This window comes from Subdoligranulum variabile (assembly GCF_025152575.1).
Classification (GTDB): Bacteria; Bacillota; Clostridia; order Oscillospirales; family Ruminococcaceae; genus Gemmiger; species Gemmiger variabilis.
In genome coordinates, this window is record NZ_CP102293.1 from 2,192,764 (window position 1) to 2,211,160 (window position 18,397).

Annotated in this window: 18 protein-coding genes; 8 read left to right on the forward strand and 10 right to left on the reverse strand. The window is 62.7% G+C overall.

Translation table 11 applies throughout. The annotated features are described in order from the left end of the window. Positions 1-15: 15 nt before the first annotated feature. The 5 genes from atpF to NQ490_RS10245 are packed head-to-tail and all read left to right on the forward strand — an operon-like array spanning position 16 to position 5,301. A complete protein-coding gene (atpF, locus tag NQ490_RS10225; RefSeq protein WP_007045681.1) occupies positions 16-504 on the forward strand; it encodes a F0F1 ATP synthase subunit B in 489 nt (162 codons plus the stop codon). Continuing rightward, positions 501-2,540 (forward strand): F0F1 ATP synthase subunit alpha, encoded by a 2,040-nt coding sequence (atpA, locus tag NQ490_RS10230; protein ID WP_007045682.1) that lies wholly within the window; start codon positions 501-503, stop codon positions 2,538-2,540. Before atpF ends, atpA begins: the two co-directional genes overlap by 4 nt. Continuing rightward, positions 2,528-3,451, forward strand: a complete 924-nt coding sequence (gene atpG, locus NQ490_RS10235; RefSeq protein WP_007045683.1) for an ATP synthase F1 subunit gamma — start codon at positions 2,528-2,530, stop codon at positions 3,449-3,451. Before atpA ends, atpG begins: the two co-directional genes overlap by 13 nt. Positions 3,452-3,496: 45 nt before the next feature. Then, complete coding sequence (atpD, locus tag NQ490_RS10240; RefSeq protein WP_007045684.1) at positions 3,497-4,894, forward strand: F0F1 ATP synthase subunit beta; 1,398 nt, start codon at positions 3,497-3,499, stop codon at positions 4,892-4,894. Beyond that, positions 4,894-5,301, forward strand: a complete 408-nt coding sequence (locus tag NQ490_RS10245) for a F0F1 ATP synthase subunit epsilon (RefSeq protein WP_007045685.1) — start codon at positions 4,894-4,896, stop codon at positions 5,299-5,301. The genes atpD and NQ490_RS10245 overlap by 1 nt, the downstream gene beginning before the upstream one ends. 47 nt (positions 5,302-5,348) lie before the next feature. On the opposite strand, the gene NQ490_RS10250 is transcribed toward NQ490_RS10245, so the two are convergent. The 4 genes from NQ490_RS10250 to NQ490_RS10265 form a co-directional block, all read right to left on the reverse strand. Further along, on the reverse strand, positions 5,349-6,395 hold the full coding sequence (locus NQ490_RS10250; protein WP_007045686.1) for a glycosyltransferase family 4 protein: 1,047 nt from the start codon (positions 6,393-6,395) through the stop codon (positions 5,349-5,351). Positions 6,396-6,400: 5 nt separating this feature from the next. Then, positions 6,401-6,985: a TVP38/TMEM64 family protein gene (locus tag NQ490_RS10255; RefSeq protein ID WP_007045687.1), complete on the reverse strand. Its 585-nt coding sequence runs from the start codon at positions 6,983-6,985 to the stop codon at positions 6,401-6,403. Beyond that, positions 6,979-8,151, reverse strand: a complete 1,173-nt coding sequence (locus NQ490_RS10260) for a glycosyltransferase (protein ID WP_007045688.1) — start codon at positions 8,149-8,151, stop codon at positions 6,979-6,981. The genes NQ490_RS10255 and NQ490_RS10260 overlap by 7 nt, the downstream gene beginning before the upstream one ends. A 143-nt stretch (positions 8,152-8,294) precedes the next feature. Continuing rightward, a complete protein-coding gene (locus tag NQ490_RS10265; RefSeq protein WP_007045689.1) occupies positions 8,295-9,242 on the reverse strand; it encodes a DUF3658 domain-containing protein in 948 nt (315 codons plus the stop codon). 203 nt (positions 9,243-9,445) lie between these two features. On the opposite strand from NQ490_RS10265, the gene NQ490_RS10270 reads away from it, so the two are divergent. From NQ490_RS10270 to NQ490_RS10280, 3 genes are all read left to right on the forward strand, one after another. Further along, entirely contained in the window at positions 9,446-10,108 is a 663-nt protein-coding gene (locus NQ490_RS10270; protein WP_007045690.1) for a cytochrome c biogenesis CcdA family protein, read from the forward strand. 10 nt (positions 10,109-10,118) lie between these two features. Then, on the forward strand, positions 10,119-10,733 hold the full coding sequence (locus NQ490_RS10275; protein WP_007045691.1) for a TlpA family protein disulfide reductase: 615 nt from the start codon (positions 10,119-10,121) through the stop codon (positions 10,731-10,733). Between the two features lie 106 nt (positions 10,734-10,839). Then, a complete protein-coding gene (locus tag NQ490_RS10280) occupies positions 10,840-11,304 on the forward strand; it encodes a TspO/MBR family protein (protein ID WP_007045692.1) in 465 nt (154 codons plus the stop codon). 70 nt (positions 11,305-11,374) lie between these two features. On the opposite strand, the gene NQ490_RS10285 is transcribed toward NQ490_RS10280, so the two are convergent. From NQ490_RS10285 to NQ490_RS10310, 6 genes are all read right to left on the reverse strand, one after another. Then, positions 11,375-12,481 carry a phosphotransferase enzyme family protein gene (locus tag NQ490_RS10285; RefSeq protein WP_007045693.1) on the reverse strand — a complete coding sequence of 369 codons (1,107 nt, stop codon included), beginning with the start codon at positions 12,479-12,481 and terminating at the stop codon, positions 11,375-11,377. Positions 12,482-12,493: 12 nt separating this feature from the next. Beyond that, a complete protein-coding gene (gnpA, locus tag NQ490_RS10290; protein WP_007045694.1) occupies positions 12,494-14,665 on the reverse strand; it encodes a 1,3-beta-galactosyl-N-acetylhexosamine phosphorylase in 2,172 nt (723 codons plus the stop codon). A gap of 18 nt (positions 14,666-14,683) precedes the next feature. Next, positions 14,684-14,890, reverse strand: coding sequence for a DUF6903 family protein (locus tag NQ490_RS10295; RefSeq protein ID WP_007045695.1), 207 nt, complete (start codon positions 14,888-14,890; stop codon positions 14,684-14,686). Positions 14,891-14,899: 9 nt separating this feature from the next. Next, entirely contained in the window at positions 14,900-15,790 is an 891-nt protein-coding gene (locus NQ490_RS10300) for a carbohydrate ABC transporter permease (protein ID WP_040917388.1), read from the reverse strand. Between the two features lie 12 nt (positions 15,791-15,802). Continuing rightward, positions 15,803-16,687 carry a carbohydrate ABC transporter permease gene (locus NQ490_RS10305; RefSeq protein ID WP_007045697.1) on the reverse strand — a complete coding sequence of 295 codons (885 nt, stop codon included), beginning with the start codon at positions 16,685-16,687 and terminating at the stop codon, positions 15,803-15,805. A gap of 70 nt (positions 16,688-16,757) precedes the next feature. Then, entirely contained in the window at positions 16,758-18,113 is a 1,356-nt protein-coding gene (locus NQ490_RS10310) for a carbohydrate ABC transporter substrate-binding protein (RefSeq protein ID WP_007045698.1), read from the reverse strand. Positions 18,114-18,397: the final 284 nt, after the last annotated feature.

Sequence of the window (18,397 nt, forward strand, 5' to 3'; positions counted from 1 at the left end):
AGGAGGTGTGCCCAAATGCTGGATTTCCAGCCGTGGACGATCTTTTTTACCATCGTCAACCTGTTGATTTTGTATTTCTTTTTCCGCAAATTCCTGTTTGGGCGCATCAATGCCGTGCTTGAACAGCGTGAGCAGCTGATCCGCAGCCAGGTCGAGGAGGCCGAGAAAAACAACGCCGAGGCCCAGAAGACCAAGCAGGAATATGAGACGAAACTGGCCGGTGCCCGGCAGGAAGCCGCCGATCTGGTGGCGGACGCCAAGCGCCGTGCCGATGTGGCCTACGCCGACCGTATGGCGCAGGCCGAAGCCGACGCCAAGCAGACGGCGGCGGAAGCCGAGGCCCGCATTGCCGCCGAGCGCAGCGAGATGTTGCGCACTGCCCGCGGCGAAGTGGCCCATCTGGCCGTGATGGCCGCCACCGAGGTGGCCGGCAAGCGGCTGGATACCGACTCCGACCGTGCGCTGGCGGAGGAATTCTTGGCAAAGGTGGGTGAGCAGGCATGAGCGAAGCGACCGAGCGTTACGCTGCGGCCCTGTTCGGGGCTGCCCAGGGCGACGCGGGGGCCGTGCGCGCTGCCGCCGATGCCCTGATGGCGGACACCCAGCGCTGGAACGTGCTGGTGAGTGATGCCACCACCGACGCCGAGAAGAAGGAGCTGCTGGCCGGTGCGCCGCAGCTGGACGGACAGGACGCGCTGAAGGCTTTCCTGCAGCTGCTGCTGGCGGAAGGTCATCTGAACGCCCTGCCGGAGATCCTGCCGGAATTTTCCCGCCTGGCACTGAATGCCCAGGGCGGTATGGAATGTGTGATGACCTGCGCCCGTCAGCCGGACGAGGCCACCCAGGAGGCCGTGCGCAAGGCGGCCTGCAAGCTGCGCGGCGCCGACAATGTGGTGCTGCAGATCAAGATCGACCCCAGCCTGCTGGGCGGTTTTGTGCTGGATATCGACGGCGTGACCTATGACCGCAGCGTCAAGGGCCGTCTGGACCGTCTGGCCCGCGGCATCGAGAACAACAACAGCGACGATACGCTGGATCAGCTGGCTGCCCAGATGAAGGAGGCCCTCTCCGGTTCTGCCGGGGATACCATGGCCACCGAGACCGGCCGCGTGCTGGAGATCGGTGACGGCATTGCCAACGTCAGCGGCCTGCGCCACGCCGTCTACGGCGAGCGCGTGGAATTTGAGAACGGCACCGCCGGTCTGATCCTGGACCTGCGCCGCAAGCGCACCGGTGTGGTGCTGCTGGGCAGCGCCGAGGGTCTGACCGAGGGCAGCCTGGTGCGCCGCACCGGCCGTCCCGCCGACGTGCCGGTGGGCGAAGCCCTCATCGGCCGTACCGTCAACGCCCTGGGCCAGCCCATTGATGGCCTGGGCCCCATCGACTGCACCGAGACCCGCCCCATCGAGCATGAGGCCTCCGGCGTGGTCAGCCGTGAACCGGTCACCCAGCCCATGCAGACCGGCATCCTGGCCATCGACGCCATGGTGCCCATCGGCCGCGGCCAGCGTGAATTGATCATCGGCGACCGCCAGACCGGCAAGACCTCCATCGCCACCGATGCCATCCTGAACCAGAAGGGGCAGGATATGATCTGCATCTACGTGGCCATCGGCCAGAAGGCTTCCACCGTCGCCCGCCTGCGGGAGACCCTGAAGAAGCACGGCGCCATGGAGTACAGCATCATCGTGTCGGCTCCCGCCGCCGAGGGTGCTTCCATGCAGTACATCGCTCCCTATGCGGGCGCTGCCATGGGCGAATACTTCATGTCCAAGGGCAAGGACGTCCTCATCGTCTACGATGACCTGTCCAAGCACGCGGTGGCCTACCGTACGCTGTCCCTGCTGCTGCGCCGTTCTCCCGGCCGTGAAGCCTATCCCGGCGACGTCTTCTATCTGCATTCCCGTCTGCTGGAGCGCGCCTGCCGCCTGACCAAGGAGTACGGCGGCGGTTCCATGACGGCCCTGCCTATCGTCGAGACCCAGGCCGGCGACGTTTCGGCCTATATTCCCACCAACGTCATTTCCATCACCGACGGCCAGATCTACCTGGAAAGCGGCCTGTTCTTCTCGGGCCAGCGCCCCGCCGTCAACGTGGGCCTGTCGGTGTCCCGTGTGGGCGGTGCCGCCCAGACCCGGGCCATCAAGAAGACCGCCGGTACCCTGCGTATCGACCTGGCCCGGTACCGTGAACTGGAAGTCTTCACCCAGTTCAGCTCCGACCTGGACGCCGAGACCCGCCAGGCCCTGGACCACGGCAAGCGGATGATGGCGCTGCTGCGCCAGCCCCTCTGCTCGCCCATGTCGGTGGCCCGCCAGGCGGTTATCCTGTACATCGCCACCAACGGCCTGCTGAACGACGTGCCGGTGGAGAAGTCCGCCGCCTTCGCCAAGGATTTCGCCGACCTGCTGGAGCGCGAGCAGGCTGACCTGATGCAGGAGATCAACGAGACCGGTGCATTGTCCGGCACCGCCACCGAGCAGATCCGCACCACGCTGCAGAGCTACAAAGAGCAGGTGAGCGCCACATGGAAAGCATAAAGGAGATTCGCACCCACATCGACAGTGTGCAGCAGACCCTCAAGATCACCAACGCCATGTACCTGATCTCCTCCTCCAAGCTGCGCAAGGCCCGCCGTCAGCTGACCGACGTGCAGCCCTACTTTGAGAAGATCACCCAGACCATTTCCGACATTCTGCACCGCACGGCAGGCGTGGACCATGTCTACTTCGACACCCGTCCCGGCCGTCCCCACAAGGTGGGCTACATCGTCATCACCGGCGACAAGGGCCTGGCAGGCGCCTACAACCACAACGTGCTGCGCCTGGTGGAAGAGGAAATGGCCAAGGTGGAGGATCCCACACTGTTTCTGATCGGCCAGGCCGGCCGCAACTACTTCCAGCACAAGGGTGTCAACATCGACGGTGAGTTCATGTACACCGCCCAGGACCCCACGGTCTACCGTGCCCGGGAGATCGGCGATACCTTCATCGAGCTGTTCCGCAAGGGACATCTGGATGAAGTGTACGTGGTCTTTACCGAGATGGTCACCCCCATGCAGATGGAACCCAGGATGGTCAAACTGCTGCCCCTGGACCGCGACGCCTTCCCCTGGACTCCGCGCCGCAGCGCCGACGGCAGCGAACGGCACGTGGTGACCTATGTGCCGTCCCCTGAGCACGTGCTCAACCACATCGTACCTTCCTACCTGAAAGGGCTGCTGTTCGGCACCCTGGTGGAGTCCTTCTGCTCCGAGCAGAACGCCCGTATGAACGCCATGGACACCGCCACCGACAACGCCCGGTCCCTGCTGAAGGAACTGTCGCTGCACTACAACCGTGCGCGTCAGTCCGCCATCACCCAGGAGATCACCGAGATCGTCGGCGGCGCGCAGCCGGGCGGCGATGACTGGGAGGACGACGACTGGGCCGACGAGGAAGCCGACCTGTAACTTCCGGTCTCCCACCGGACAACCATAGAGAAAGGAAAGACTGCTATGCAACACAAAGGTGTGATCGCGCAGGTGCTGGGCCCCGTGGTGGACGTACAGTTCGCCGAGGGCAGCCTGCCGCAGATCAACGAGGAGCTGGTCGTCGAGAAAGACGGCGAGCACCGTGTGATGGAAGTCGCCCGCGAGATCGGACACGGCGCCGTGCGCTGCATCCTGCTTTCGCCCGGTGAAGGTCTGGGCCGTGGTGACGAAGTCATCGCGACCGGCCACACCATCGAGACGCCCGTCGGCGAAGCCACCCTGGGCCGTATGTTCAACGTCCTGGGCGAGCCCATCGATGAGAAGGGTCCTGTGGAAACCCCTGAAAAGTGGTCCATCCACCGGGATCCCCCGGCTTTTGATAAACAGAGCCCCACCACCGAAATTCTGGAGACCGGCATCAAGGTCATCGACCTGCTGGCTCCCTACGCCAAGGGCGGCAAGATCGGCCTGTTCGGCGGCGCCGGCGTTGGCAAAACCGTTCTGATCCAGGAACTGATCCGCAACATCGCCACCGAACACGGCGGCTACTCCATCTTCACCGGCGTCGGTGAGCGTACCCGTGAGGGCAACGACCTCTGGCGCGAGATGGGGGAGAGCGGCGTTCTGTCCAAGACCGCCCTGGTCTTCGGTCAGATGAACGAACCGCCGGGAGCCCGTATGCGCGTGGCCCTCACCGGTCTGACCATGGCTGAGTACTTCCGTGACCGCCAGAAGCAGAACGTGCTGCTCTTCATCGACAACATCTTCCGTTACGTCCAGGCCGGTTCGGAAGTCAGCGCCCTGATGGGCCGTATGCCTTCCGCCGTCGGTTACCAGCCCACCCTGGCGGACGAAGTGGGTGCTCTGCAGGAGCGTATCACCTCCACCAAGGACGGCGCCATCACCTCGGTGCAGGCCGTCTATGTGCCCGCCGATGACCTGACCGACCCGGCGCCCGCCACCACCTTCAGCCATCTGGATGCTACCACCGTTCTGTCCCGTAAGATCGTGGAACAGGGCATCTACCCGGCCGTTGACCCGCTGGAATCCACCAGCCGGATCCTGGAGCCCGACATCGTGGGCCGCCGTCACTACGAGATCGCCCGTGGTGCCCAGGAGCTGCTGCAGCGCTACCGCGACCTGCAGGACATCATCGCCATTCTGGGTATGGAGGAACTGTCCGAGGATGACCGCCGTACCGTCGCCCGTGCGCGCCGGATGCAGCAGTTCTTCTCCCAGCCCTTCTTCGTGGCCGAACAGTTCACCGGTCTGCAGGGCCGGTACGTGCCGCTGGCCGAGACCCTCAAGGGCTTCGAGGCCCTGCTGGGCGGCGAGCTGGACAAATACCCCGAATCCGCCTTCGCCTCGGTGGGCACCATCGACGAAGTGCGTGAGAAAGCCCGTGCACAGGGGGCGGTCTGATGGAAAAGACCTTTCAGCTGGAAATCATCACGCCGGAGCGCCAGTTCTATACCGGCCAGGTGGAAAGCCTCGTGCTGCCCGCCCTGGACGGCGAATACGGCGTCCTGCCCGGTCATGAGCCGGTGGTGACCGCCGTGGAGCCGGGCGAGGCCCGCTTCAAGGCGGACGGCGTCTGGCACAACGTCATTGTGACCCAGGGCTTTGCCGAGATCACCTCGGAGTATGCCGTGGTGCTGGTCTCCACGGCGGAAAAGCCGGAGGAGATCGATGCGGCCCGTGCCGCCCGCGCCAAGGAGCGTGCCGAAGAGCGCCTGCGCCAGCACGGCAGCCAGCAGGAACATTTCCGCAGCAAGGCGGCCCTGGCCCGTGCCACAGCCCGTCTGCGTGCCACCTCGCACAGATCCTGATACAAACAAAAATCCCCGGACCCAAGCGGTCCGGGAATTTTTTTGGTTTATGCCATGCGGCGGCGGGGCCGCAGGGGCAGGGAAGATTTCTTCCGGGCAGGCAGTGCGGCGTAAATGTCCTGCAGCGCCCGGCCGATGTTGGGCAGGCTGCGGGCCAGGGCCACCTGGCGTCCGGCTTCGGTCAGGTCGGGCAGCCGTCCGGAGAGGATGCCCGCCAGCTTCTGCCGCAGTTCCCAGCCGTTCCGGCCCTTGTAGACGTTGACGCCGTCGGTGAGCCAGCCGTTGTAGACTGGAATATCCCGCAGCAGAACGGGAGTGCCGCAGGCCAGCGCCTCCAGCACCACGATGCCCTCGGTCTCCTCGTGACTGCAGAAGAGGAAGGCGTCGGCGCCGCAGTAGGCGTCCCGCAGTTCGCTCTGGGAAAGAAATCCCGGAAATTCCAGGTTGGCGGGGGCAGCGGCCATGGCCTCGCGGATCTTGCGGGGCACCAGCGCCGGGTCGGTGTGTCCGAACCAGTAAAACCGTACCTGAGGGGTGCTGCGGGCCAGTTCGATGAAATCCAGGATGCCTTTGCGTTCCATGAAATGCCCCACGCTGATGACGGCCTTGTCCCGGTCCGTCAGACCGTAGGCCTCCCGGAAGGCCCGGCGCCGGGCGGGGTCAGGGGCAAAGAAATCGGTATCCACCCCATTGGAGAGGGCCTGTACGGGCGGACGCAGCCCGTAGCCGTTCAGAATGTTTGCTGCATAGGGCGTGGGGGTCAGGATCAGGTCGGCCTGGTTGTAGCACAGGCAGAGCCACCGCTTGAAGAGGGGGGCCAGCAGATCGGACCCTACAAAGGAGTGGCGGAAATCCGCCTCGGTGGAGTGACCGTACCAGATCACCGGAATGCCCTCCCGCCGGGCGCGGCGGGCCGCCCGGAAGGAGCAGGGCAGCACGGTATTGATGTGGACGACGTCTGCCCGGGGCTGCCAGTCGGTGACCACCGATACCCCGGTGCGCTCCAGGGCCTCATGCTGATGGTTGGCAGCCTGTCCCACGCCGCTTTTGCCCACCAGAGCCAGCGATCCGCTGTAGATATGCACACGAAACATTTCCGTCACCTCCAGAGTCCCAGTACGTTCTGTGCCACCACGGTCAGCCCCAGACTGTAGAGGGCGATGGCCGCCGGCTTGCACAGGAAGATGATGGCGGTGTAGAGCCGCCAGTCGATGCGGGTGGTCCCGGCCAGAAAACACAGGTAGTCGTCGGGGGCCACCGGAATAAAGATCAGGAAGGCAAACCACCGGGCAAACCGGTTGCCGGTGCCCATCCAGCGGTCGTATTTTTCAATCATCTTGGGCGGAAACAGGGATTCCAGCAGCGGCCGTCCGCAGGCACGGGCGATGGCGAAAGCCGCCAGGGAACCCACGCAGATGCCGATGTAGTTGTACCAGAAACCCTGCCAGGCGCCGAAGAGGATGACGCCCGCCAGACACCCCAGTCCGCCGGGCAGGATGGGGATGACCACCTGCACGGCCTGGAACGCCATGAAGACCACCGGTCCGGCCCAGCCGAACTGGCCGATGTAGGAGGTCAGTGCCTCCCGGGAGTCAAACAGCCCGGCGCGCCAGAAGGAATAGGCCATCACGCAGCAGAGCACCAGCCCCAGCACCGAGGCTGCACGGTTGATGGTTTTTACCATAGAAGTACCCCCTTGGGTCGGGCGGCGCGGGGCGCCGCGGTTTTGTCCAGAATGGTGCGCCGGTAGAGTGCTTCCACCGAGGCGCCGAAGGTCTGCCGGCCATAGGGCGCGGCAGCCTGGCGGGCTTTCTGCCGCAGCGGTTCGGCGGCAGGGCCCCAGGGCAGGGCGTTGGCCAGGGCAGCCAGCTCCTCCGCGGTATGGTAGATCCAGCCGTCCTGCCCCGGCGTGATGAGACTCCGCACGCAGGGGTCGTCCCGGCAAAGCAACGGCAGCCCGGCGGCCAGTGCCTCGATGTAGGTCAGCCCCTGGGCTTCGCTGGTGGAGGCGCTCACAAAGGCGTCGGCCAGGGCATAGTAGCAGGGCACGTCCGCGGGGGCGACCATGCCTGCAAACCGTATCCGATGGGCTACCCCCAGCTCTTCGGCCAGCTGTTCCAGGGTGGCACGTTCGGGCCCGTCCCCCACAATGAGCAGTACCCCCCGGGCGATCTGCGGCAGCGCGGCAATGAGTTCGGCAATGTTTTTCTCCTTGGCCAGCCGTCCCAGGTAGAGCAGCACCGGTTCGCTCTCCGGCAGATCCAATGCCCGGCGCAGGGCCGGGTCGGGCTGTACGGCAAAGCGGTCCAGGTCCAGCCCGGTGGGGATGACCTCCACCGGGCAGTGTACGCCGTAGCCGGTGAGCAGCCACTTGATCTTCCGGGTGGGGGCGATGACGGCATCGCAGGAGGCACAGATGCTGCGGGTGAACAGCTCCGCCAGGCACCGGCCCATCCGGCGGCTGGGGGAGAAGTAGTGGGTATAATCCTCATAGACGGTGTGGTAGGTATGGAGCAGCGGTGCACCGGCGGCTTTGGCCAGCTGCCGGGCGGGGGCAAAGGTGCTGAACTCGCACTGGGAGTGCACCACGTCGGGCTGCCAGGCGGCCAGGGCATGGAGCGCGCCGTTCAGGGCAGGGGCCCGGAGCCGGGCGCCGGGGTAGATGAGCCCCGCGTCCAGGGAACCCAGATAGGTCACGCCGTCCTCGGTGAAGGTGCGGCCGCTGCCCGCCAGCGTCAGCACCCGGACATCATGGCCCCGGGCCAGCAGCTCAGTGCGCAGCGCTACAGTGGAAGTGACCACCCCGTTGACGGTGGGGGTCCAGGTGTCGGTCGTCAGTAAAATCTTCATAGAGAAAACCTCCTTGGCAAGAGGAAAAATGATCCTTTGCCTATACTAACGATCGGACCAATTGTTTTTTTGCAACAAATTCCAAAAAAATCCCGGAATTTTCCAGCAAGGGAAATTTCCGGGATTTTGGGTTTGTATCTATATCAGACGGTGATTTTTCGCAGCGTCCGGTGGTAGAGGGGGCTGTCAGGTTCCGGCTGGGTCACCGCCTGCAGCTTTCCGTCGGCGATCCACTGCTCCACCCGCAGGGCCAGCCAGGCGTCGCCGCAGCCCAGGGGGAACTGTCCCAGCGTCCGCCCGATGAGTTCGGCTTCGCGGAAGGTGTCGGGCAGACCGTCCAGCATCCGCCGCAGGTAAGGGTCATACAGCCCTTCATCCGCGCTGACCAGCACCCCGTTGAGTACCGCCCGCAGCGGAGCATTTTGCGCCTGCAGCGTCTGCCACTGGGTGACGAGGGCGGCAGCCTGGGCGGCGGGCAGCACACGCGCGTCCCTGGCCAGACCACCCCACTCGCTGGGATGCAGTTCCCCCAGATTGCGCAAGATCAGGCCGCCTTCTTTGTGGGGGGCCTGGGCGGGCAATTCCACCACCCGCAGGTCGAGGTGCTTCAACCCCAGGGGGCGCAGCTGCGCCAGCACCCAGCGCAGTCCGCAGGCGGCGTCGGGGGTGTGATCCACCCAGAGGCGCACCGGTTCTTTGGATGCCCGGGTCAGCAGGTTGCGCAGCCGCTGGCGGGCGGCGGTCAGGATCTCGGCGGCGGTCTGCTGCCCCTGGGGATAGATGGAAAGCAGCCGGGTCAGCGTCGCTTCCCGCGCGGGGCCGATCCCCTCCTCGTCGATGGGGCCGATGCTCAGCCAGAGGGAAAAGGGCAGAATATCCTGCACACTGCTCTCCAGCGGCACCGCTTCGGCCCAGCGGCGGCGCTCCTTTTCTTCCGCCTCCCGCTGCAGCCGGGCCGTTTCTTCCGAGGAAACAGGACACCCCTTTTCATCGGTGGCAATGACGCTGATGGCCCCGCCGATCTCCGCACCATGATGCATGCCGTACTTCATGCTGCCGGCGGCGCTGTCGCTGAACAAAACTTCCAGCATGGAAGACCCTCCTTGACAATTTTTCTTCATTATAGCATACTTTCCGGGAAAATGTCCGGCAAAATTCCGCCTGCCTCCGGTTGCGGAGAAACCCGGCGATGTGGTAGGATAAAGCAATAGCCCGGCTGCGTGACCTTGTCACGGAATTGGCCGCGGGATCACGATACAATGTCCATACACACCAAGCAACAGGAGTTTTGCCGATGCAATATCTGATTTCCTTCCTTGAAGGTATCATCACCTTCGTTTCGCCCTGCCTGCTGCCCATGCTGCCCGTCTACCTGTCCTACTTTGCAGGCGGCGGGGAACATTCTTCCCGCAAGACGCTGACCGGTGCCGCCGGTTTCGTCACCGGCTTTACCGTGGTCTTTGTACTGCTGGGAGCGCTGGCCGGTACGCTGGGCAGTTTTCTGCAGCACCACCAGACGGCGGTCAATGTGATCTCCGGTCTCGTCGTCATCTTCTTTGGGCTGAACTTCCTCGGCGTCATCAGGCTGACCCTCTTCAAGGGCAGCCACCACGCCGTCCGGGCCGACAACATGAATTTCTTCTCGGCGCTGGTATTCGGGGTGATCTTCTCGGTGGGGTGGACCCCCTGTGTGGGCGCCTTCCTGGGCTCGGCGCTGGCGCTGGCCTCCCAGCAGGGCCATGTGCTGGAAGGCATGCTGCTGCTCTTAGTCTATTCCCTGGGCCTGGGCGTGCCCTTTGTCTTGAGTGCGGTGCTCATCGACCGGCTGAAGACGGCCTTTGACTGGATCAAGCGCCATTACGATATCATCAATGCAGTCAGCGGCGGTTTCCTTATTCTGGTGGGTGTGCTGATGGCCACCGGCCTGATGGGCCGCTTCCTGAGCCTGCTCAGTTAAGGAGGAAACCATGCGTAACAAAGTGACCGGAATTCTGGTTGCCCTGCTCGTCGTGCTCATCGTCGGCGCGGGAATTCTGTATAAGACCCTCGGCAGCCGGTATGCCCCCAATCAGCTGGCGGTGGAGGCAACGCCCGTCCCCGCCCAGACGGCTTCGCCGGAACAGACGGCGGCCACCGCCGAGGCGGCGGAACCCACGGCGGAAGCTGTCCAGACCGCGCCGGACTTCACAGCCTATGACGCCGACGGCAACGCGGTGAAGCTCTCGGACTACTTCGGAAAGCCGCTGGTGCTGAATTTCTGGGCCAGCTGGTGTGGCCCCTGCCAGAGCGAGATGCCGGAATTCCAGCAGAAATATGAGGAACTGGCCGATGTGCAGTTCCTGATGGTGAACATGACCACCGGCCGGGAGACCAAGGAAGACGCCCAGGCGCTGCTGGCGCAGGAGGGCTATACCTTCCCGGTGCTGTTTGACACCGATGCCGACGCCGCCATGACCTACAGCGTCTATTCGCTGCCCACCACCTACTTCATTGCGGCGGATGGTACCATCACGGCCTGGGCCCGGGGCGCCATCGACGGCGACACCCTGCAGAAAGGCATTGATATGATCGCCGGATCTTGACACAAAGCCATGAAAAGCGGCTGCTCCCGGAAGCAGTCGCTTTTTTTGTCTGGATGCACCCCCACCGGCCCATCCTGCATACAGTGGGAACAGGGAGGTGCAGGCAATGAAAAAATGGGGATTTTTTGTGTTTCCGGTTATCGCACTGGCCGTGGGCGGCCTGGCGGGATTTCTGTCCCGCACAGGGCTGGAAACGGTCTATCCGCTGTTGGAAAAATCGCCGTTGACGCCGCCGGGGGCGGTGTTTCCCATCGTGTGGTCGGTGCTCTATCTCCTCATGGGCGTCGGGCTGGGGCTGGTGGTGTATAAAGGCGGGGCAGGGGTGACCCAGGCGGTGGTGTTCTGGGCTTTGCAGCTGGCACTGAATTTCAGCTGGAGTCTGCTGTTCTTCGGCGGCGGGTATTATTTTGCGGCGCTGCTCTGCCTGGTGATCCTCTGGCTGGCCATCCTGGCCATGATCGCTGCCTTTGCGGCCGTCAGCCGTCCGGCGGCCTGGCTGCAGATCCCCTATCTGTTGTGGGTGACCTTTGCGGGGTATCTCAACGGGGCGGTCTGGCTGCTCAATCGGTAAACATGAAAAATCCCGCGGCGGGTTCCGGTCCGGAGTCCCGCCGCGGGATTTTCAGTAGGAAGAGAAACGCTCAGCTGTATTTTTCCACGATGGCGGCCATCTGCGCCCAGCAGTCCTCCATGTCCTGCACCAGCTTGAACTGGGTGCGGGCCCGGTCAAGGTTCTGCCCCGGCCGGGTGGTGTGGAAGTAGTGATCGCCCTCCAGGTAGTCGGTCAGGAAGCGGATGCCGCATTCCAGCGTCATGAGCTTGGCGCCCCAGGGCAGGGTCTCCTTTTCCAGGGGGGTAAAGGCGTCCCCGGCGGCCTGGAGGAATCCTTTGGTGTAGATCTCAAAGAGATTCAGGGCAAAGTGCACCTTGGACTGGTCGGGCTCATCCTCGGCGTTGTGGTTGGCGCCGAACCGGATGGAATCTCCGAAATCATTGGCGGCCAGACCCGGCATGACGGTGTCCAGGTCGATGACGCAGAGGCCTTCGCCGGTGGCCTTGTCAAACAGGATGTTGTTGAGCTTGGTGTCGTTGTGGGTGACCCGCAGCGGCAGCTTGCCGGCGGCCAGCAGATCGGTCATATAGGCGCAGTCGGCCTTGCGGGCGCGCACGAAAGCGATCTCCGCGGCTACGTCCTTGGCCCGGCCCATGGTGTCGGCGGCCAGGGCCTTCTCGAAGTTGTCGAACCGGCGGGGCGTGTCGTGAAAATGGGGGATCGTCTCGTGCAGGGTGGCGGCGGGGTAGCCGGCCAGCTGCTTCTGGAAATTGCCGAAGGCTACCGCGCTCTGGTAAAAATCCTCCGGCGTCTGGACCTGCTGCAGGCAGACGGTATTTTCCACAAAGGCGTAGACCCGCCAGCAGCCATCCTGGGCATCCCGGTAGTACGGCTTGCCGTCCTTTGTGGGGATGACCTGTAGCGTCACCCGGGCGGGATCGGCACCCCGTGCCACAGCTTGTTGACGCAGATATTCCGTCACACCGCAGATGTTCTCCATCAGACCGTCGGGGTCGGTGAAGGTGGCGGTGTTGATTTTCTGCAGAATATAGCGGCGGCTGTCCCCGTCGGGCAGCTGTACATAGATGCAGTGGGTGGCGTTGATGTGTCCCTCACCATAGGGAAGGGCACCGGCTACCGTGCCGCCCCAGTCCCAGGCAGCCAGCACATCGGGGTGTTCAAAACAGTATTCCATATAAAATCCCCCTCAGATCTCGTACCAGCGGATCTCGTTGGCGTCCAGGTGCAGATCAAAGCTGGACCCGTCGCCCCGGTAGACCGTGGTGTCCTGCGGTTCGTAGGTGTTGTTGACCACGCAGTATTTACCGTTCTTGACATAGGCGTGGACTTCCGCGTTGCAGTTGGTGGAAAACCAGGTGTGCAGCTGGTCTTCGGCATGGGCCGCCCACAGAATGGCGCGGTAGAGCACCCGGTTGTTGATGAAGCTGTAGGGCAGGCCGCTGATGTAGACGCCGCGGCCCTGGCCGTAGTCATGGGCGGCCATCTGCACTTCCTTGTCCCGCTGGATCAGGATCTCGGTGCCCTCCAAGGCGTAGATGCTCTTCTTGCCCTCGCCGAAGTCCACATCGTGGTCGGGGCAGTCGGCCAGGATGAAGTGGTCCCGGTGCTCCTCCCAGTTGTACTTGTCGTAGTTCAGGGTGAAGCCGGTCTCCTTCTCCACGCCCAGGGGGGCTGCCAGCTGCAGGTACCGGCCCTGGTACTGGTGGCCGCCCGGCTCACCCACGCCAATGAGGCCGCCGCCGCGGTAGACAAAGCCCTTGACCGCCGCAGCAATTTCGGGATCCTCCCAGACCTTACCGCCGGTGTGGGCGGTATCGCCGTCGCCCACGTTGATGAGCACGTCGATGGAATCCAGTACATGGGGGTCTGCCTTGATGTCGTCAAAGCTGATGAACTTCACATCAAAGGGCGCGCCGGACAGCGCCTCGATGACGCCGGCGTAGCTGTAGTTCTGCTTCTGGTAGAGGGCGTGGTGCACCATGTGGCAGCCCCAGGCCCGCATCTTGCCCCAGCAGTTCAGCACGGCTACCGTCTTGACGCAGTAGGGCGTGGTGCCCTTGATGTTGCCGTACAGCTCCCGGAACTCGTTGCAAACGCTCTCCACATAGTCGAGGAACTCGGGGAATTCACAGGCCAGTTTCAGGTAGCCGCCGTAGCCGATGCGGTCGATGGGGCTGCGCAGGATGGCCCGGCGGGCGGTGACCCAGTTTTCCTTGGCTTCCCGGACGGGGTCGCCGCCCTCGTGGAAGGTGTCGGGGAAGAAGTAGGGCAGGAACCGGCCCTCGGTGTACTTGACGCCTTTGATGTCGGAGATCAGGCGCAGGGTGGAACCGTTGCCCACGCTGCCCACCACGGCATCCACCCCGGCCTGCTGGAACTCCGGCATGAAAGGTTCGGTGCCGATCCAGTGGTCGCCCAGGAACATCATGGCTTCCTTGCCGTACTCGTGGGTGATGTCGGTCATCTCCCGCACCAGTTTCGCCACCTCCCGGCGCTGGAAGGCCTGGAAGTCCTTGTACTCCTTGCTGGGCACCCGGTACTGGTTGTTGTAGTAGCCCTGGTCGATGATGAACTCGGGGCGGAACTTGTAACCCACCTCTTCCTCAAATTGCTGGAGAATATAAGGGCTGACGCTGGCGGAATAACCGTACCAGTCCACGTACTTTTCCCGCTTGAGTTCGTCGAACATCAGGGTGAACTGATGGAAGAAGGTGGTATACCGGATGACGTTGACGTAGGGGTGAGTCTCGATGAACTTGCGCAGCCGCTCCATGGTGTACTGGTGGGTCTTGGGCTGGCGCACGTCGAAGGTGATCTGGTGCTCAAAGTCCTTCCAGTCGTTGACCACGGCGTTGTACATATGCACAGGGTCCCAGATCAGGTAGGCCAGGAAACTGACGGTGTACTCATGGTAGGGGGCGGGTTTGTCGATGATGACGCAGCCGGTGCTCTCGTCATAACACCAGGCGGCCGCAGGGATGGGCTGGCCGGTGGTGCGGTCCACCACCTCCCACCAGCGGGTGATGTCGTCCCGGGTGTTGGGCTGCATGAGCTCGGGGCTGATGCCCTTCATCAGCGGGATGGACAGCGGACCCTCGTCGGCGGTGTAGAACGCCGTCATGATGTAGCACTGCTGCACTTCCTCGGGGTGGGCCTTGGCCCAGGCATTGTCCTTGCGGGTGGTGTAGTAGGTGGCGTAGACTTTGGCGCCGGTGTCTTTGAGTTCCTGCGGAAAGTCGGTGCCGTCACAGTCGCGGATGGCGTCGGCGCCCCAGCGCGCCAGCAGTTCTTTGGTCTGGGGGATCACGTCGATGTCGGTGGGGATGGTGACGCGACCGCGGGGTTTGGAATCCTGCATAGTGAGATTCTCCCTTTCTTATTTCTTTCCCGGTTTGCCGTCCTCGAACGGTTTGTTGTAGATGGCCAGGGCGGCCAGCAGCAGGGCCACGCCCAGCACCATAATGCCAAGGCCTGCCAGTTCGCCGGTCATGCCCCAGCCGGCCACGATGAGCACCAGGGCCAGCACGAAGAGTACCGCGATGGCCGCGATGCGCAGAGCGGGATGTTCTTTCCAGAATGCCATAGGATCACCTTAGCCTTTCAGGCCGCCCACGGTCATGCCCTGGGTCAGCTGTTTCTGCACGCAGATGTAGAGGATGAGGGTGGGCAGCATGACCAGCACCAGGCCGGCGTACATGGTGCCGTACTGGGCGGCGCTCTGCTGGGCCTGCATGAGGTTGAGCAGACCCACCGGCAGGGTGCGGGGCGCGCTGGTGGAGCTCATCAGCGTCATCGAGATGATGTATTCGTTCCAGAAGGAGAGGAAGTTGAACAGGATGATGGTGATGATGCTGGGTTTGGCCATGGGGAAGATGATGCGGATCATCGTGGTGCCGTAGCCGGCGCCGTCGATGTAGGCGGCTTCCTCGTAATCGTGGGCCAGGGTGGCGAAGTAGCCCGACAGCAGATAGATGGTGAAAGGCAGGGCGGTGGCGGCGTAGACGACGGCCAGCACAAAGAGGTTGTTCAGCAAAAAGCTGGTGCCGGTGAGGTTTTTCAGCCAGTTGTCGCCGTCGCGGAGCATCAGGAAGATGGGCACCACGATGTAGTTCACGTTGATAAAAAGCCCCGCCATGAAGAGGGTGTGCAGCAGTTTCTGCCCCATGAATTTGAAGCGGGCCAGGCAGTAGGCGGCGGGCAGGGCGATGACAAGGAGCAGTACCAGGGCCAGCGCCGTGACGATCACCGAGTTGAGCATGTAGGAACCCATTTTGGCGCCGTTCCAGGCTTCCACGAAGTTCTGCCAGTAGAAACCGGCGGGCAGGGCCCAGGGGTTGCCGTAAAATTCCGAATTCTGTTTGATGGACGCCATGAAGACCCAGGCCACCGGCACCAGGATGCTGATGGCCAGCAGCGCCAGGACCAGGTAGATGAACGCCATATACAGCCGTTCGCCCGAACGGGAGGATGTTTTTTGTTGCATGGTTGGCCCTCCTTAAAATTCCAGCGGTTCGCGGTCGGTGACCTTGTTGACCACAGCGGACAGCGCGAAGGAGAACAGGAAGATCACCACGCCGATGGCCATGCTGTAGCCGTAGAGACCGGCGTCCTTCTGGCTGTACATGTAGTTGAGCGCCACGTCGGAGGCACCGTTGGGGCCGCCGCTGGTCATGGCCTTGACGAACAGGAAAGCCATGTTGATGGTGGAGATGATGAAGAAGGTCAGGGTGGTGCGGATGTTGGTCCAGATCAGGGGGATGGTGATCTGGAAGAACTGGGTCACCCGGCCGGCGCCGTCCAGGTTGGCGCTCTCATAGAGGCTCTCGGGCACGGCGGACATGGAGGCCATGTACATGACCATGTAGTAGCCGATGGCCTGCCAGACCATGGCCATGATCAGCGAGGGGATGACCAGGGTCTCGCCCTTCCAGAGGATGGGATCGGTCATGGTGGTGAAGAGGCCGATGATGCTGTTGAGCATGCCGTTTTCCGGTTTGTAGATGGCCGAGAAGATACCGGCGATGACCACCACCGACAGGATGTTGGGAATGTAGAACACCACCCGGAAGAAGTTCTGGCCTTTGATTTTCTCCCGGGTCAGGATGCCGGCAAAGACCAGGGCAAACCCGAAGGTGATGATGGTGACGATGACCACCAGCAGGATCATGTTCTGCATGGACCGGATGAACTGGGTGTCGGTAACGAGCATCTGGAAGTTTTTCAGCCCCACGAAGGTCTCGTTGGGGGAGTAGGCGCCCCGCTCAAACAGCGACATCCGGAAGACGTTGAGGGTGGGGATGATCATAAATACGAAAAACAGGATGGTAGCCGGTGCCAGACAGAGCACCAGGAACCGGCTGCGGCCCTTGTTTTTATTCATAGGAACCGGTCGCTCCTTTCATGATAAGAAAAGGCGGGGGCGCATGCGCGCGCCCCCGCTCTTGCTGCAGTTACTGGATGATGTTGGCGCGCATCTGATCGCTGGCGGACTTGACGCCGTCGATCCACTGCTGCTCGGTGATGGAACCGGAGACCAGGGAGTTGACGGGATCAAAGAAGGCGGTGCGGACTTCCACGCCGGGGATGGCGGTGAAGGCGGCAAAGTTGCCCATAGCGGCCTTGGCGCCGTTGTCGTAGATGGAGTAGAAGAGCTTGTTGTCGCCCTCCAGGGTGTCGGCGATGCCCAGCACAGGCTGGATGGCGCCGGACTCGGCGAAGATCTGGCAGGCAGTGTCGCTGTAGAGGAAGGCGATGAACTGCTTGGCGGCATCCTGATGCTCAGCACCGCTGGGAATCCAGCACTGCTCGAACCAGGTGTAGCTGTAGCGGTCGCCGTCGGCGGTGACGGCGGGCAGGGCGGTCATGCCCCACTCAAAGCCGTCGGCACGGGGCGCTTCGGCCATCTCGCCCACGATCCAGGTGCCGTTGGGCATGAAGATCGCCTTGTTGTCCAGCACCAGCTGCTGGTTCTGGGTGAAGTCCTGGTCGTTGGCCTGGGCCGGGGTGATGGGGTTGGTGTACTGGGCCAGCTTGGTGACGATGTCAAAGCAGGTCTGCGCTTCGGGGGTATCCCAGATGCCTTCCTCATAGTGGGTGGCCTTCTCGAAGAACTCGGGGCCGCCGGCGGAGTACATCAGCGCATAGAAGAAAGCGTCAAAGTAACCGGTGGTGGGGTAGGTAAACAGCGAGATGCCTTCCGCTGCGGCCTTGTCGCCCAGCTCCCACATCTCATCCCAGGTGGTGGGCACTTCCCAGCCCTTTTCCTTCAGCAGACCGGCGTTGTAGAACAGGCCGCAGGGGCTGTAGAACATGGGCGCCAGGTAGGTCTTGCCGTCGTTGTAGGGGTTGGTCAGGGAGGTCTCGGTGAAGCCGCCGGCGATCTTGTCGCTGACTTTCACATCCTCGCCGGGCACGTTCATGCTCAGCACATCGGTGATGTCGGCGATCAGGTTGCCCTTGATGAACTGCTCGGTCAGAGCCGCTTCACGACCGGTGGCCAGGTGGATCACGTCGGGGTAGTCGCCGCCCTGCATCGAGGGTCCGATGACGTCCTCCAGGTTCTTGTCGGTGGTCAGCTCCACATTGATGCCGGTCTGCTCGGTGAAGGCATCGGCCACTTTCTGCCACATCTCGGTGCCGTAGGCAGTCTCGATGGCCGCGACCTTGATGGTGGTGGCTTCGGCGGCAGCGCCCTCGCCGGTAGCTGCGGTGCTGTCGGCCGCGGCAGAGCTGGAACCCGCGCCGCCGCAGGCGGCCAGGGAAAGCGCCATGCTGGCAGCCAACGCCAGGGAAATGACTTTCTTCATATTGTGTTTCCTCCTTCTCAAAGAAACGGGCGGAGCGAACCCGCGCCCCGGCGGGTTCTCCTGTTGTCATCCCTATGATACCGGGTTCTGCCTTTGTCCGACAGATATTTTCTTGAGTAACTATTTAGAGATATTGCTTTAAGCTGCGCAAAATCAGAAAAGGAACAAGATTTTGAAAAATACTGCCCAAATTTGAGGAAACTTTCTTATGGAATTTGCGCATGACAGGAACAAAACGGATTTTTTACGTTTTTTCGAAAAAACATAGAAAAACAAAAAAGTGC

What these genes read in the sequence shown, in the direction of transcription:
- atpF (WP_007045681.1), top strand. Translation starts at nt 16, where the DNA reads ATGCTGGATTTCCAGCCGTGGACGATCTTTTTTACCATCGTCAACCTG.
- atpA (WP_007045682.1), top strand. Translation starts at nt 501, where the DNA reads ATGAGCGAAGCGACCGAGCGTTACGCTGCGGCCCTGTTCGGGGCTGCC.
- atpG (WP_007045683.1), top strand. Translation starts at nt 2,528, where the DNA reads ATGGAAAGCATAAAGGAGATTCGCACCCACATCGACAGTGTGCAGCAG.
- atpD (WP_007045684.1), top strand. Translation starts at nt 3,497, where the DNA reads ATGCAACACAAAGGTGTGATCGCGCAGGTGCTGGGCCCCGTGGTGGAC.
- NQ490_RS10245 (WP_007045685.1), top strand. Translation starts at nt 4,894, where the DNA reads ATGGAAAAGACCTTTCAGCTGGAAATCATCACGCCGGAGCGCCAGTTC.
- NQ490_RS10250 (WP_007045686.1), bottom strand. Translation starts at nt 6,395, where the DNA reads ATGTTTCGTGTGCATATCTACAGCGGATCGCTGGCTCTGGTGGGCAAA.
- NQ490_RS10255 (WP_007045687.1), bottom strand. Translation starts at nt 6,985, where the DNA reads ATGGTAAAAACCATCAACCGTGCAGCCTCGGTGCTGGGGCTGGTGCTC.
- NQ490_RS10260 (WP_007045688.1), bottom strand. Translation starts at nt 8,151, where the DNA reads ATGAAGATTTTACTGACGACCGACACCTGGACCCCCACCGTCAACGGG.
- NQ490_RS10265 (WP_007045689.1), bottom strand. Translation starts at nt 9,242, where the DNA reads ATGCTGGAAGTTTTGTTCAGCGACAGCGCCGCCGGCAGCATGAAGTAC.
- NQ490_RS10270 (WP_007045690.1), top strand. Translation starts at nt 9,446, where the DNA reads ATGCAATATCTGATTTCCTTCCTTGAAGGTATCATCACCTTCGTTTCG.
- NQ490_RS10275 (WP_007045691.1), top strand. Translation starts at nt 10,119, where the DNA reads ATGCGTAACAAAGTGACCGGAATTCTGGTTGCCCTGCTCGTCGTGCTC.
- NQ490_RS10280 (WP_007045692.1), top strand. Translation starts at nt 10,840, where the DNA reads ATGAAAAAATGGGGATTTTTTGTGTTTCCGGTTATCGCACTGGCCGTG.
- NQ490_RS10285 (WP_007045693.1), bottom strand. Translation starts at nt 12,481, where the DNA reads ATGGAATACTGTTTTGAACACCCCGATGTGCTGGCTGCCTGGGACTGG.
- gnpA (WP_007045694.1), bottom strand. Translation starts at nt 14,665, where the DNA reads ATGCAGGATTCCAAACCCCGCGGTCGCGTCACCATCCCCACCGACATC.
- NQ490_RS10295 (WP_007045695.1), bottom strand. Translation starts at nt 14,890, where the DNA reads ATGGCATTCTGGAAAGAACATCCCGCTCTGCGCATCGCGGCCATCGCG.
- NQ490_RS10300 (WP_040917388.1), bottom strand. Translation starts at nt 15,790, where the DNA reads ATGCAACAAAAAACATCCTCCCGTTCGGGCGAACGGCTGTATATGGCG.
- NQ490_RS10305 (WP_007045697.1), bottom strand. Translation starts at nt 16,687, where the DNA reads ATGAATAAAAACAAGGGCCGCAGCCGGTTCCTGGTGCTCTGTCTGGCA.
- NQ490_RS10310 (WP_007045698.1), bottom strand. Translation starts at nt 18,113, where the DNA reads ATGAAGAAAGTCATTTCCCTGGCGTTGGCTGCCAGCATGGCGCTTTCC.